The organism is Nocardioides sp. S5-5 (assembly GCF_054954065.1).
In genome coordinates this window covers 4702235-4714926 of record NZ_CP199913.1, presented here as the reverse complement: position 1 = coordinate 4714926, position 12692 = coordinate 4702235, and the positions used below count along the sequence as shown (strand labels likewise).

Annotated in this window: 12 protein-coding genes, 3 tRNA genes and 1 pseudogene; 11 read left to right on the top strand and 5 right to left on the bottom strand. The window is 69.3% G+C overall.

Annotation, left to right across the window (positions count from 1 at the left end):
- Window positions 1–16: 16 nt before the first annotated feature.
- Window positions 17–598, bottom strand: coding sequence for a molybdenum cofactor guanylyltransferase (gene mobA, locus ACUP6Y_RS22785; protein WP_462553257.1), 582 nt, complete (start codon window positions 596–598; stop codon window positions 17–19).
- A gap of 37 nt (window positions 599–635) precedes the next feature.
- On the opposite strand from mobA, the gene ACUP6Y_RS22780 reads away from it, so the two are divergent.
- Both ACUP6Y_RS22780 and ACUP6Y_RS22775 read left to right on the top strand, forming a co-directional pair.
- A complete protein-coding gene (locus tag ACUP6Y_RS22780) occupies window positions 636–1436 on the top strand; it encodes a carbon-nitrogen hydrolase family protein (protein WP_462553256.1) in 801 nt (266 codons plus the stop codon).
- 11 nt (window positions 1437–1447) lie between these two features.
- Window positions 1448–2467, top strand: a complete 1020-nt coding sequence (locus ACUP6Y_RS22775; RefSeq protein WP_462553255.1) for a hypothetical protein — start codon at window positions 1448–1450, stop codon at window positions 2465–2467.
- A 9-nt stretch (window positions 2468–2476) separates the two neighbouring features.
- Here ACUP6Y_RS22775 and ACUP6Y_RS22770 read toward each other — a convergent pair.
- A tRNA-Ser gene (locus ACUP6Y_RS22770) sits at window positions 2477–2564 on the bottom strand.
- Between the two features lie 103 nt (window positions 2565–2667).
- Between ACUP6Y_RS22770 and ACUP6Y_RS22765 the strand changes: the two genes are divergently transcribed.
- From ACUP6Y_RS22765 to ACUP6Y_RS22755, 3 genes are all read left to right on the top strand, one after another.
- The gene (locus ACUP6Y_RS22765) at window positions 2668–3126 is read left to right on the top strand and encodes a hypothetical protein (RefSeq protein WP_462553254.1); all 459 of its coding nucleotides are present in this window, start codon (window positions 2668–2670) and stop codon (window positions 3124–3126) included.
- Window positions 3127–3213: 87 nt separating this feature from the next.
- Window positions 3214–3305, top strand: a tRNA-Ser gene (locus ACUP6Y_RS22760).
- Window positions 3306–3461: 156 nt separating this feature from the next.
- Window positions 3462–3596: a hypothetical protein gene (locus ACUP6Y_RS22755; RefSeq protein ID WP_462553252.1), complete on the top strand. Its 135-nt coding sequence runs from the start codon at window positions 3462–3464 to the stop codon at window positions 3594–3596.
- A 24-nt stretch (window positions 3597–3620) separates the two neighbouring features.
- Here the strand turns inward: ACUP6Y_RS22755 and ACUP6Y_RS22750 are convergent, their stop codons facing one another.
- A complete protein-coding gene (locus tag ACUP6Y_RS22750; protein ID WP_462553251.1) occupies window positions 3621–4625 on the bottom strand; it encodes a LuxR family transcriptional regulator in 1005 nt (334 codons plus the stop codon).
- A gap of 86 nt (window positions 4626–4711) precedes the next feature.
- Between ACUP6Y_RS22750 and ACUP6Y_RS22745 the strand changes: the two genes are divergently transcribed.
- From ACUP6Y_RS22745 to ACUP6Y_RS22735, 3 genes are all read left to right on the top strand, one after another.
- Window positions 4712–4784, top strand: a tRNA-Arg gene (locus tag ACUP6Y_RS22745).
- A gap of 236 nt (window positions 4785–5020) precedes the next feature.
- Window positions 5021–5257, top strand: coding sequence for a helix-turn-helix domain-containing protein (locus tag ACUP6Y_RS22740; protein ID WP_462553250.1), 237 nt, complete (start codon window positions 5021–5023; stop codon window positions 5255–5257).
- Window positions 5250–6494 (top strand): tyrosine-type recombinase/integrase, encoded by a 1245-nt coding sequence (locus tag ACUP6Y_RS22735; protein ID WP_462553249.1) that lies wholly within the window; start codon window positions 5250–5252, stop codon window positions 6492–6494. The genes ACUP6Y_RS22740 and ACUP6Y_RS22735 overlap by 8 nt, the downstream gene beginning before the upstream one ends.
- Before the next feature lie 166 nt (window positions 6495–6660).
- On the opposite strand, the gene ACUP6Y_RS22730 is transcribed toward ACUP6Y_RS22735, so the two are convergent.
- Entirely contained in the window at window positions 6661–8748 is a 2088-nt protein-coding gene (locus tag ACUP6Y_RS22730; RefSeq protein WP_462553248.1) for an MFS transporter, read from the bottom strand.
- A gap of 106 nt (window positions 8749–8854) precedes the next feature.
- Between ACUP6Y_RS22730 and ACUP6Y_RS22725 the strand changes: the two genes are divergently transcribed.
- Both ACUP6Y_RS22725 and ACUP6Y_RS22720 read left to right on the top strand, forming a co-directional pair.
- Window positions 8855–9937, top strand: a complete 1083-nt coding sequence (locus ACUP6Y_RS22725; RefSeq protein WP_462553247.1) for an IS630 family transposase — start codon at window positions 8855–8857, stop codon at window positions 9935–9937.
- 239 nt (window positions 9938–10176) lie between these two features.
- Window positions 10177–11508, top strand: coding sequence for an IS4 family transposase (locus ACUP6Y_RS22720; protein WP_462550973.1), 1332 nt, complete (start codon window positions 10177–10179; stop codon window positions 11506–11508).
- 54 nt (window positions 11509–11562) lie between these two features.
- On the opposite strand, the gene ACUP6Y_RS22715 is transcribed toward ACUP6Y_RS22720, so the two are convergent.
- Window positions 11563–12333 (bottom strand): IS630 family transposase, encoded by a 771-nt coding sequence (locus tag ACUP6Y_RS22715; protein WP_462553246.1) that lies wholly within the window; start codon window positions 12331–12333, stop codon window positions 11563–11565.
- Here ACUP6Y_RS22715 and ACUP6Y_RS22710 point away from each other — a divergent pair.
- Window positions 12332–12679: pseudogene (locus ACUP6Y_RS22710) on the top strand (transposase); the annotation flags it as partial. The gene ACUP6Y_RS22715 and the pseudogene ACUP6Y_RS22710 sit on opposite strands and share 2 nt — an antisense overlap.
- Between the last annotated feature and the right edge of the window lie 13 nt (window positions 12680–12692).

Here is a 12692-nt window from a genome sequence, read left to right as displayed (position 1 = left end):
CCGGGGCCAGTCCAGATCAGGGCCCACCGGCGATGTCGCGCAGGTCGCTCCAGGTGTCGATGTCGCGCGCCTCGTCGCCGAGCGGAGCGACCTCGACCAGGTCGAGCGGCTCGAGCAGCGCGCGGATCGACAGGCCGTGCTGCCCCTCGTGATCCGGGCGTACGGCGTCCAGCCGGGCCGTCTCCACGACGAACGCCAGCTGCCGGCGACCGTCGGCGTCGGCCAGCACCGCGCCCTCGTGGCCCACGGCAGCCTCCTGCAGTCGCCGGAAGGTGCCCGGTGCCAGGCGCGGCATGTCGACGGCGAGCACCGCGATGGTCGGGAACGTCCTCAGCAGCACGTCGCGCCCCGTCAGCAGCCCCGCCGCGGGCCCGCCGAAGCGAGGCTCCTCGCGCACGAAGGTCACCGGCCGGTCGGTCGGCACCTGGTGCCCGACCACGACCACCTCGCCGGCGTCGATCACCGCGTCCAGGGCGTGCTCCAGCAGCGGCCGGCCGTCCACCTCGATGGACGCCTTGTCGACCCCGCCGAGCCGCGAGCCCTGCCCGCCGGCCAGCACGATCGCCGCGAATCCGGCCAGTCCGAGCTCGATCACCACTCGCCGATCCTCTCAAGGCGACGCCTAGGCTGGCACCGTGACCAGCCCCACAGCCCCCACGCTCCGCCTGGCCCTGGTGCAGGCCGCGTCGGCGCTCGACCCCGCGGCCAACCGCGAGACGCTGACCCGGTTGAGCGCCGAGCACGCCGGTGACGCCGACCTGGTCGTGTTCCCCGAGGTCTTCGCCCGCGACTTCGGCCAGGCCGGCTCCGACATCAGCTCGTACGCAGAGCCGATCGACGGCCCCTTCGCGAGGGCGCTCGGCGACGCCGCGGCCGCGCACGGCACCACGCTGGTGGCCGGCATGTTCGAGCAGGGCCCCGACCCCGAGCGGCCGTTCAACACGCTGGTGATGCGCGGCGAGGCGACGGCGTCGTACCGGAAGGTGCATCTGTACGACTCCTTCGGCTATCGCGAGTCCGACCGCCTCACCGCCGGGCCGCTCGAGCCGGCCGTCGTCGACCTGCACGGCTGGCGGGTCGGGCTGATGACCTGCTACGACCTCCGCTTCCCCGAGCTCGCCCGGGCCCTGGTCGACCGCGGTGCGGAGCTGATCGTGCTCCCCGCGGCCTGGGTGGCGGGCCCGCGCAAGGTCGACCACTGGCGCACCCTGGTGAGCGCTCGCGCGATCGAGAACACGGCGTACGTCGCCGCGGTCGGTCAGCCCGCCGGCCGCTACTGCGGTCACTCGATGGTCGTCGACCCGTTCGGCGAGGTGCTCGTGGAGGCGGGGCCGGGCTCCCCCGAGCAGCCCGAGGTGGTCCGCGCCGTGATCGAGCGCACGGTGCTCGAGGAGGCCCGTCGCGTCAATCCGTCCCTCCAGAACCGGCGAATGTAGGCTCCACCTCCGTGTCCCGCGCTCCCTCCCGTGTCCCGCTCGAGCAGCGCATCGGCGAGTTCGGGGCCTCGCGGGCACCGCTGACGATCTGGTTCACGCTGGTCGTCCTCGCCACCGCCGCCCTGGTCTGCGCGATGGTGCCGGTGGGCCCGGCGTGGCTCGGCACGGCCGGCTCGATCGCGATCGCCACCGCCTTCACCTGGGGGCTCGCCGCCCGCACCGGTGGCCGCCCGCTCGTCTTCGCGCCGATCGCGCTGGCCTGCGGGCTGGCCGCGGTGCTCTCCGACCAGGACCTGCTGCTCACCGGTGCCGCCGTCGGCACCTCCGCCGTCGCGGCGGTGCTCGGCGTGATGATCACCGTGCCCGCGGCCGGGATCGCGACCGCCGCTCGCGAGTGTGTCGTCGGACTGGTCGTCGCCGGCATCGGCGCGATGGCCACCGTCGGCTTCGAGCCGGCGATCCAGAAGGAGCGCTTCGAGTACGTCGGCCTCGGGCTCGCCTTCCTCGGCGCGATCGTCCTCGTCTACCGCCTCGGTGCGGGCTTCCACGGTCTGGGCCGGCGCGGGCTGGTGATCGTGGCGATCGGCGCCGTCGTGCTCGCCGTGACGCTGCTGTACGCCGAGATGCTGCGCCGCTACGGCTCCACCGGCCTGGTCGACCAGCTGCTGGACTGGGTCTCCTGGAGCCGCGGCCACCTCGGCGCCTTCCCACGCCCGATCGCGACCGTGCTCGGCGTGCCCGCCCTCGCCTACGGCGCTCACATGCGCGCCCGCCGGCGCCAGGGCTGGTGGGTGTGCGCCTTCGGCGTCGCCGCGACCTCGCCCACCGCCACCGCCCTCGCCAACCCGGCGGTCTCGGTCAGCGAAGCCGCCCTGTCGGTCGTCTACGGCCTGGCCGTCGGCCTGGTCCTCGGCTGGTTCCTGATCCGCCTCGACCTGGCGCTGACCGGCAACCGCGGTCGTGGCAGCCGGGTCGCGGAGCAGGCGGCCGCCGTACGCCCGGAGCCGCGCCGGTTCGCGCCGCTGCTGTGAGCGCCGCCTTGGCAGAGGGAGCGGGATTCGAACCCGCGGTAGGTCTCCCTACGACCGCTTTCAAGGCGGTTCCGATCGGCCACTCCGGCATCCCTCCTGGGCCCGGTACGACGCACGCGCCGGCCAGGCACCCGGTCAAGTCTAGTGGGCGCGACGCCGCCGCTTTGGCCGGTCCGCGATCGGGCCGGGACAATGCCCGCATGAGCAGCGCGCAGCCGACCCGGGTCACCGACTACCGCCTCGCCCCGCCGGTGATGGCGCGCTTCGTCGGCGCCTACCTGGTGCTGCTCGCGGTCGTGCTGCTCGTGGTCACCGCGGTCGTGGCCGCGGCGGACCTCAACGCCGACCTGCTCGTGCTGGTGCTCGGCCTCGGTCTGCTCGGCCTGATCGCGCTCGCCTGGTGGCTGCGCTCCCGCCTGGTCGTCGTCCGGCTCACCGACGCCGGCTACCAGGTCCGGATGATCCGTGCGGCCGGCGCGACCGAGGCCCGCTGGACCGAGGTCGAGGACGCCGTCGCGGCCGCGCCCTCGGGCATCGACTGCCTCGTGCTGCGCCTGCGCGACGGGCGCAGCACCACCATCCCGGTGCAGCTCGTGGCCGGCGACAAGGACGACTTCGCGCGCGACGTACGGGTGCACCTGCAGCGCGCCGCCGGCTGACCGGCGCCTCGTCGGGCCCGATTGGGACAGGCGCGCGCGGTCCTAGTAGCCTGAGCACGCTGGCCGGTCCCTGACCGGTGCAGTGGAGGAGGCGTCGCCTAGTCCGGTCTATGGCGCCGCACTGCTAATGCGGTTTGGGTTCACCCCCATCGAGGGTTCAAATCCCTCCGCCTCCGCCACCCGGACGAGACCCCCGGCAGTGCCTGCCGGGGGTCTCGCTTATTCGCGGTCGATGGGGGAAAATGTTTGGCGGTGGCTTCATGGGGGAAGGCGCCAGCGGTTCGAGTACATCCGGAGGGACGGGGCTCGGCCGCCCACCAGTGAGGGGAAAGCTCATGAAGAAGCTCGCTCGCAAGACTGCTTTCGGCCTCGCCGCGCTGATCACCGCGGCTGGCATCGTCTCGCTCCCGACCGTCGCCGAGGCCGACACCGGCTGGGGCTGGCGGGTCGTTCCCCACGCCAAGGGCTGACGGGGTCGCGTACGGCGCGTGCGGTCAGGACGACTTGTCGTCGTCCTGACCGGCGATGCCCAGCGTGCCCATGGTGTAGCCGAGCTGGAAGCGGGTCTCGGCGTCGTACTCCTCCTTGAGCTCGGCGACGTAGCCGGCATAGGTGCGTGGGCTGACGCCGAGCCGTTTCGCGCTGACGGCGTCGGAGTGGCCCTCGATCAGCATCCGGATCGTCATCGAGCGCTGCTCGGACGCGATCTCCTTGGTCACGCTCTGGCCCGCGCTGGCGAACGGCCGTCCGCGAGCGAAGGCCCGCTCGAAGACGTCGACCAGGTAGGCCACGATCGCCGGCTCCCGCACCACGACCGCCGTCGCGAGGCTGTCGGCGGCCGGGATCAGCGCCACCCGGCGGTCGACCACGATCATCCGGTTGAAGAACTCGTCGAGCGTGCGCACCTCCGCGCCGCGCTCGGTCACCGTGGCGACGTACTTGTGCGTCGCCGGATGCCGCCGCGCACTGTGCTGGTAGAGCGTGCGCATCGCCAGCCCGCGTGTGAGCGCCTCGACGTCACGCACGGTCGCCTCCGCCACCGTCTTCGCGCTGCGCGTCGCCTGCGGCTGCGCGGTCAGGAGCTCCTCCTGGGCCTCGCTGACCAGCGTCGTGAGGTACGGGTTGATCGCCTCGCCGTGCAGGTAGAGGAACGGCCCCGACTCGCTCGCCGCCGGCGAGCGACGCCAGCTCTGGTTGAGGTGCGCGAACGCCGTCGCCCACCGCGCCGACTCCTCGAGCAGCCGGGTGCCCTCGTTCCCCAGCGGCGTCACCACCCGCGACTGCGCATTGCTCGGCTCCAGCGGCCGCCACGTCTGCCGTGACGCGTCCAGCTGCAGCAGCCCCAGCTCCACCAGCAGGTCGAACCCCTGTCGTACGGCGGACCCCTCGGCCAGCCTCGGGTCGTCCGTCGCCAGCCCGCCCTCCGCCAGCACCTGCTCGTAGAGACCGGTCGCCTCCTCCTCGAAGAGCGCCCGGTCGGCGGGCTCGTAGGAGGTCATGGCGTCATGCTTCCACACAGCCCGGCGCCGGTGATTCGGCATCTGTGCGTTGCCTCGGCTATTCTCGTGCGGTCGCACAGCGGCGAGCGCCTGTAGCTCAACGGATAGAGCATCTGACTACGGATCAGAAGGTTTGGGGTTCGAATCCCTACAGGCGCGCAGATCGGATTCACCGCATGACCTGCGCAAACGGTGTCAGAGGCCCACTTCCCCGAGCGGGGGGTGGGCCTTTCTCGGCCCAAAAACTGGCTCAAAAACTATTCGGACCCTCACCGTCGGGCCGAGTCGCGGCTGGTCGCGTCCCCCCGCCGCGTCCCCCCGAAATCGGCCAGCGTCCCCCCATGTCCCCCCGGATCCGTGATCGCTGGGAAAGGGTCTCCGCACGTTGGTGTCACATGGAGACCACCACACACCCCAGCCCCCTGACCACGACCGCGGCCGACACCCTGCTGCTCACCCTCGACGAGGCCGCCCGACAGCTGCGCTGCGCCCGACGCAGCGTCGAGCGCCACGTCGCCAGCCACCGGCTCCGCGTTGTCCACCTCGGCCGGTCGGTCCGTATCGAGCGCCGCGAGCTCGAGCGCTTCATCGTTCGTATGCGAGACGGCGACGTGCAGGTGGACGATGAGTAGGCCCCGCAAGACAGCCGAGCAGACCACCTCCACGCTCTACCAAGGCGCCGACGGCAAGTGGCACGCTCGCGTCACCATGGGCCGCAGACCCGACGGCACCACCGCCCGCAAGCACGTCCAGCGGAGGACGAAAGGGGAGCTGCGCGACGCAGTCCGCGACCTTGAGCGCCGTCGAGACACCGGCACGTTCGTCTGGACCCAGGACGACGTCACCCTGGGCCACTGGCTCGAGCACTGGCTCGAGTCCGTGCTCCCCATGACCGCACGGTGGAAGACCCTGTCGACCTATCGCAGCCAGATGCGCGTCCACGCCATCCCTGCCCTCGGGCAGTGGCGACTCAGCGAGCTCCGCCCTGAGCACCTCGAGGAGCACTACCGCCGGATGCAGGCGGAGGGCCACTCGACACACGTCATCCGCGGGGTCCACCGCGTCCTGCGCTCCTCACTCAACGAGGCCGTGCGCCGACGCCGACTCGCCACCAATCCCGCATTGGTCGCGCGCCCGCCACGCGCCGAGGACGTCGAGGTCGAGCCACTCTCTGTCGAGGAAAGCCGCCGCGTCCTCACCGCCGCCCAATCCACCCTGCATCCAGCACGATGGTCGATCGCACTCTCGCTCGGACTCCGCCAAGGGGAGACGCTCGGCCTCCTGTGGCCCGACGTCGACCTCGACGACAGCGTCCTCCGTATTCGCCGAGCCGTTCAGCGCCACACCTGGGAGCACGGCTGCCAGGCTGTCGATGGTTCGTCCTCATGCGGACGAAAGCGCGCGGCAGAATGTGAGGGCCGGACCGGTGGCGGGCTCCAACTGGTCGAGCCGAAGACGAAGGCATCGAAGCGGACGATCGTGCTACCGCAGCCGCTCGTCGACGAGCTGCGGGCTCATCGTGCCGTCGTGAACCGTCGACGCCTCGCAGCCGGATCCGATTGGGACAGCACCCACGACCTGGTCTTCCCGGCCTCCGCCGGCGGTCTGATCGATCCCGCACGCGACCGCACCGAATGGAAGGTGCTCCTGCAACGAGCCGGCGTCAAGGAGGTCCGCCTCCACGACGCCCGTCACACGGCTGCGACCCTGCTGCTCCTGCAGAACGTCGACATCCGCACCGTCATGTCCATCATGGGCTGGACCGAGATGGCCACCGCCCAGCGCTATACCCACGCCGTCGACGAACTACGCCGTCGCGCAGCCCGGCAGATGGGCGCACTGCTGTGGCAGGAGCATGCAAGGCAGTGAATGCTGTCCACCACGGCTGTCGGTAACGGTCGAAGCATGCGGGTCAATGCGCCCAGTACGGTTCTTGATCTGGGCCGTCTGTCAGTGGCGCTCGATACCCCAACACGCTAGTGCGTTCACGCGGACGGTCGGCGGCCCTCCGGTCAGGGTGTGGACGCCGTACCCTTCACCGCGCTCGCTCGGACAACTCGGGGAGGACGAGGTTGAAGCGGCGTCGGTGGGCGCTGATGACTACGTCCTCGGACTGCGCGAACCCGCTGCTGGGATCGAGCGCCGTGAGGACGTAGCGACCCAGCGGCGGCAGTCCGAGCTCGTAGTGACCTTCCTCGTCCGTCCTGGTCGCTCCGACGGACTCACCGGATGCGTCGGTGAGCACGACGAGCGCGTCGTCGATGGGCCACCCGCTGCGGGAGATCACCCCGGCGACCGTGAGGCGCTCGTCGAACCTCAGCAATGTGGGGTTCTCGGGCGAGAGGTGGCGCAGCTCGGACCGGGCAGCCCATCCTTCGGCGGAGCAGATCACGAGGTATTCATTCGCCCCGGGCAGGACGACCGACCAGCGACCGTCGTTGTCGGCGCGTGCCCAATCGGCCTGCCGACCACCTCTGTCGAGCACCGAGACCACCGCCAGTCGGGCAGGCTTGCCGTCCGGGCGCTGCACCCGCCCTCGTATGACGATCTCGGTTCCGACCTCGGCACGGCGTACGGCGTCGCCGCGCGCAACCGGCGCACGTTCACCAGAGATCGTGGGACGGGCCGCGAGTGCGGGGGCCACGCGAGCAGGGATGAGGAACCCGACGGCGGCACCGAGGAACGCCGCAGTCGCGGCAAGCCAGCTCATCGAGTGCAACGCCGCTTCGGAGGGGTAGGCGCCACCGGCGACGACCCCGGCGGTCAGGACCGCAGCGACGGTTGCCGAGCATGTCGATGTCCCGATAGAGCGGACCACGGTGTTGAGCCCGTTGGCAGCGGCCGTCTCGCTGATCGGCACCGACTGCATGATCAGCACCGGCATGGCGGCAAAGCTCACCGCGATGCCGATCGAGACGACCGAGACGCCCAGCATCAGCTCGACGAGGGAACCATCGAGGAGGACGCGGACGACGTACCCGAAGCCGGTGAGGAACAGTCCCGCGATCAGGGTGGTGCGTGCACCGAAGTGGCGCGTGATCGACGCGGAGATCGGCGCCATGAGGACCATCAGCACCCCGCCGGGCAACATCGCCAGTCCCGCCTCGGTGACTCCGAGGCCGAACCCGACGCCGGTCGAAGCGGGGATCTGGAGTTGCTGAGTGGCGACCAGCAGGTTGGTGAACATCGCGAAGCCTGCCAGGAGCGAAGCGACGTTGGTGAGCAGCACCGGTCGGCGGGTCGAGGTGCGTAGGTCCACCAGTGGCGCTCCGGTGCGCAACTCCCAGGGAGCCCACAGCGCAAAGAAGAGCACGGCCACGGTGAATGACAGCAAGGTCCACTGGGAGGTCCAGCCCCACACGCCGCCCTTGGAGATGCCGAGCAGCAGGGCCGTCAAGGCGATGGACATCAAGATGGCGCCCAGCCAGTCGAAGCGGCTGGGCATCCGTACTCCCGACTCGGGCACGACGGTGAGGACCAAGGCCAGCATCACGAGGGACATGGCCACGCTGCCCCAGAAGACTGCCTGCCAGCCGAACGCTTCATAGATCACGCCCGACAGCGGCAGACCCACTGCTCCGCCGATGCCGAGGGTGGCGCTCATCAAGGCGACCGCGCCGCCGATCTTCTCCGGGGGCAGCTCGTCGCGCATGGTCGAGATGCCGATCGGGATCAGTGCCGGGGCGAATCCCTGGAGGATCCGGGCGACGATGAGGACAGCGAGCGAGTCACTCATTGCACCGAGCAGGGAGCCGGCGAGCAGGGCGACGAGCGAGACCACGATCATCCGGCGTTTGCCGTGCATGTCGGCCAGGCGGGACAGGATGGGTGTGGCGACGGCGCTGGTGAGCAGTGTGACGGTCACCAGCCAGGCGGCGTTATCGGGAGTTGTGTCCAGCAGTCGGGGGAAGTCCGTCAGCAGCGGGACGACCAGCGTCTGCATTAGCGACACTGCCGTGCCGCACAGCGCCAACACCAGCACGATCGCACCCGAGCGACTCGAACGCTCGGGCTCAACGGCGGCGGTCGTGGCGGTCACCGGCAGCTCCGCACGTCGACTCGCATGCGGCGACCCTAGTCCCGACACCGAACCGCTATGAGGTGCTCGGAGGCCATATGGCACTAGTGTCCCGTCCGGTTGTTCCGCTAAGAAATATCGGGGATTCGGGAATTTCGTAGGCTGGGCCGGGTTCTGAAGAGGCAAGAGCCTCGACAGGATGGAGCCGGTGATGCGACGAGCAGGACGACCGACGGTCACGATCGAGTTGACCGACGACGAGCAGGAGACACTGCAACGGTGGGCTCGGCGCCACTCGTCGTCGCAGGCGTTGGCTCTGCGTTCGCGGATCGTGCTGGCCTGCGGCGAGGGAAAGACCAACACCGCGATCGCCGAAGAGTTGGGCTGCAACCAGGTCACGGTCGCCAAGTGGCGCCACCGGTTCGCCGCTGATCGCCTCGAAGGCCTCGGAGACGCGCCCCGTCCGGGTGCGCGACGCAGGGTCAGTGACGAGGTCGTCGAAGCGATCGTGGTCGACACGCTTGAGGAGACCCCGAAGGACGCCACTCACTGGTCGACCCGGGAGCTGGCCCAGCGGCACGGCATCGGCCGGCAGACCGTGTCGGAGATCTGGCGGGCGTTCGGGCTCAAGCCCTGGCGTCAAGACGAGTTCAAGGTCTCCCCGGACCCCGACCTGATCGAGAAGATCCGCGACCTCGTGGGCCTGTACATGTCTCCTCCCGTCGCGGCAGCCGTGTACGCCGTGGACGAGAAACCCCAGATCCAGGCCCTGGACCGCTCGGCCCCGATCCTGCCGATGCTGCCCACCACCCCGCAGAAGGCGACTCACGACTACCTCCGCAACGGCACCCTGGACCTGTTCGCCGCACTGAACATCGCGACCGGCACAGTGATCACCGACCTGCGCAAGTCCCACAAGGCCGCCGACTTCATCGCGTTCCTGGACAAGATCGACACCGAGGTCCCCGACGAGCTCGACGTCCACGTCATCCTCGACAACCTCTCCACCCACAAGACCCCAGCAGTCCACGACTGGCTGCTGCGCCACCCGAGGTTCCACTTCCACTTCACCCCGACCTACGGCTCCTGGATGAACCTCGTCGAGCGGTGGTTCTCCGCACTGACCACCAAGAAGCTCCAACGCTCGGCCCACCGCAGCATCAAGGCCCTCGCCGACGACATCACCGCCTGGGTCGAGGCCTGGAACGAGAACCCCAAACCCTTCGTATGGCACAAGACCGCCGACGAGATCCTCGAACGCCTCGCGGGCTACTGCCGCGCGATCAACAAATAGCTACCGGAACAACCGGACAGGACACTAGTCCCAATGCCGTCAACTTAAGGACGGGGCGGGTCGGTCAAGGACCGAGTGCGGCGTGTCGGCGTGGGGTGCAACGGAGCCCGGGTTAGAGATGCAACGACCAAGAAGCTTCTCCTTCCCCGGGAGCTCCGTTGCCTGTTCATCATGTCATCCCCAACATCAGTTCCCGCGTCAGTTCCCACGCCGCTGGACGTGAGGAGCGCTCGCGAAGCGTGTACGCACCGGGTCATCTGGGCGAGTTGACCCAGATCGTGTCGTTCGAGATGGTCGACGCGGTCCTTGCCCAGACCCGCAGGGTCCAGCAACGCACCCGTGACCTTCCCTCCCGGGTCGTGGTCTACCTCCTCCTTGCCGGTGCACTGTTCGCCGAGTGCGGCTACCGGCAGGTATGGGCCCGGCTGGTCACGGGTCTGGATCCGGCGCTCGGGCCCCTCGCCAGGCCGTCCGCCGCGGCGCTGGCCGCAGCACGCCGCCGTGTCGGCCCGGCACCGTTGCGAGAGTTGTTCGCTCTGCTGACGACGTCGGCCGCGGCCCCTGGCACGAAGGGCACGTGGTGGCGCGGGCGGCTGGTGTGCGCGATCGACGGCACCATGATGTGCTGCCCCGACACCGAAGCGAACCTGAGGGTGCACCGCAAGGGCCGGGGCTATCACGGCGGCACCGGATACCCGATGATCCGGCTGCTCGCGTTGGTCGCGTGCGGCACCCGGACCCTGCTGGCCGCGACGTTCGGCCCGACCAGCCGTGGCGAGACCCGGTTCGCACTCGACCTGCTCGGTGCGATGGGCCCGGGGATGATCGTGCTGGGCGACCGCAACTTCGCGGCCGGCGACCTCATCACCCAGATCGCCGCAACCGGTGCCGACGTGCTCATGAGAGCCAAGAACGGCCGTGGTGCTCGCAAGCTCCCAGTGTGCCACCGTCTGGGCGACGGGTCCTACCTGTCGCGGATCGGTCCGGTCCAAGTCCGCGTGATCGATGCAACGATCACGATCACCACTCCCGCAGGCCAGCGCGAGGCGTCCTACCGGCTGATCACCACCGTCATCGATCAGTCCTGCAGGGCCGAGGAGATCGTGCGGCTCTACCACCAGCGGTGGGAGATCGAGACCACCTACTGCGAACTCAAGTCCACCATCCTGGGCGGGCGAGTGCTCCGCGCCCGCACCCCGACCGGTATCGAGCAAGAGGTCTACGCACTGTTGGTGGCCTACCAGGCCATCAGGATCGCGATCGCTGACACCGCGATCGCCCGCCCCGAGCTCGACCCTGACCGGGCCAGCTTCACCGTGGCGTTCAACGCCGCACGTGACCAGATCATCAAAGCGGCCGGGATCATCGCCGGCGCTGTCACCGACATCGTCGGCGCCATCGGACGCCAGATCCTGGCCGACCTTCTGCCCCAACGCCGAGCCCGTACCGCCCCACGGGTGGTGAAACGAGCGATCTCAAACTACGCCCCACACACCGCCAGAGGACGGCTCCGCGGCCCCAGCCACCACACCGACACCAGAATCAACATCCTCACCGGCGCGCCACCGTGACAACCACCATGTCGGCTTAAGTTGACGGCATTGGCACTAGTAGAGTGTCGCTTCTTATTCTTGCTGTTTTGGGTAGAGGTGTCGGAGTTTGATTCGTGCGTCGTCGGTGGTGAAGTGCCAGTTGACTTTCCGCTGATCGGCGTTGACGTCGGCCTGCCAGGCGGCGAGTTCGGTGTTGAGGACGTCGAGGTCGCTGATGCGGCGGTCCAGGCATTGCCGGGTCAGCGCGGAGAGCTCGATCTCGGCGATGTTGAGCCAGGAGCCGTGCTTGGGGGTGTGGTGGATCTCGAGGCGTTGCGCGAGGGCGAACGCCCTGTCGGGTTCGAATGCCTCGTAGAGGGATCCGATGTTGTGGGTGTTGAGGTTGTCCATCACCAGCACCACCTGCTCGGCGTCGGGGTAGTCGACCTCCAAGAGCTGCTGGACCTGGTGAGCCCAGTCGACCTTGGTCCTACGCGGTTGCGCGTCCACCCGCCGCCAACCGGCCAACGGTTCGACCCAGCAGAAGATGGAACAGGTTCCGTGCCGCACGTACTCGCTGTCCTCTTTCAGGTCGTGTCCAGGCTCGGCGGGAATCGGGTCGCGGGCATGGTTGAGCAGCTGGTAAGGCTTCTCGTCCATGCACACCACCGGTCGGCACCGGTTGTAGCCGCGGGCATAGACCGCCAGCACATCCTCCATCGCCGCCGCGAACGCTGCGTTCTGCTTTGGCGGGATGGTCCAGCACTTCTTCAGATGAGGACGGGGGCCTGACCCCGGATCTTGGACACGCCGAATCCCGCACCCGTGAGGGTGGCGGGGAGAGCGAGATGATCCGAGAATCATGGCCAGGAAGAACTACTCCGAGGAGTTCCGTCGTCAGGCCGTCGACTTGTACGAGTCCACCCCGGGGGCCACGGTCCGCGGCATCGCCGAGGACCTGGGCATCGTGCGGGGCACGCTGCGCGGGTGGCTCGAGGTGTACGGGACCGGCAAGAAGACCGCTGCTGACGGGACGTTGACCTCCAGCCCGTTGCAGTCCAAGCCCACCAGCAAGACGACCTCGGGCCCGGGTGAGGAGTCGCCCGATCAGGAGCTGGCTCGGCTCCGCGCCCGGGTCGCCGAACTCGAGGTCGAGACCACCAAGCTGGCCACCGAGCGGGAGATTCTCCAGCGGGCGGCGAAGTATTTCGGGCCCTCCTGAC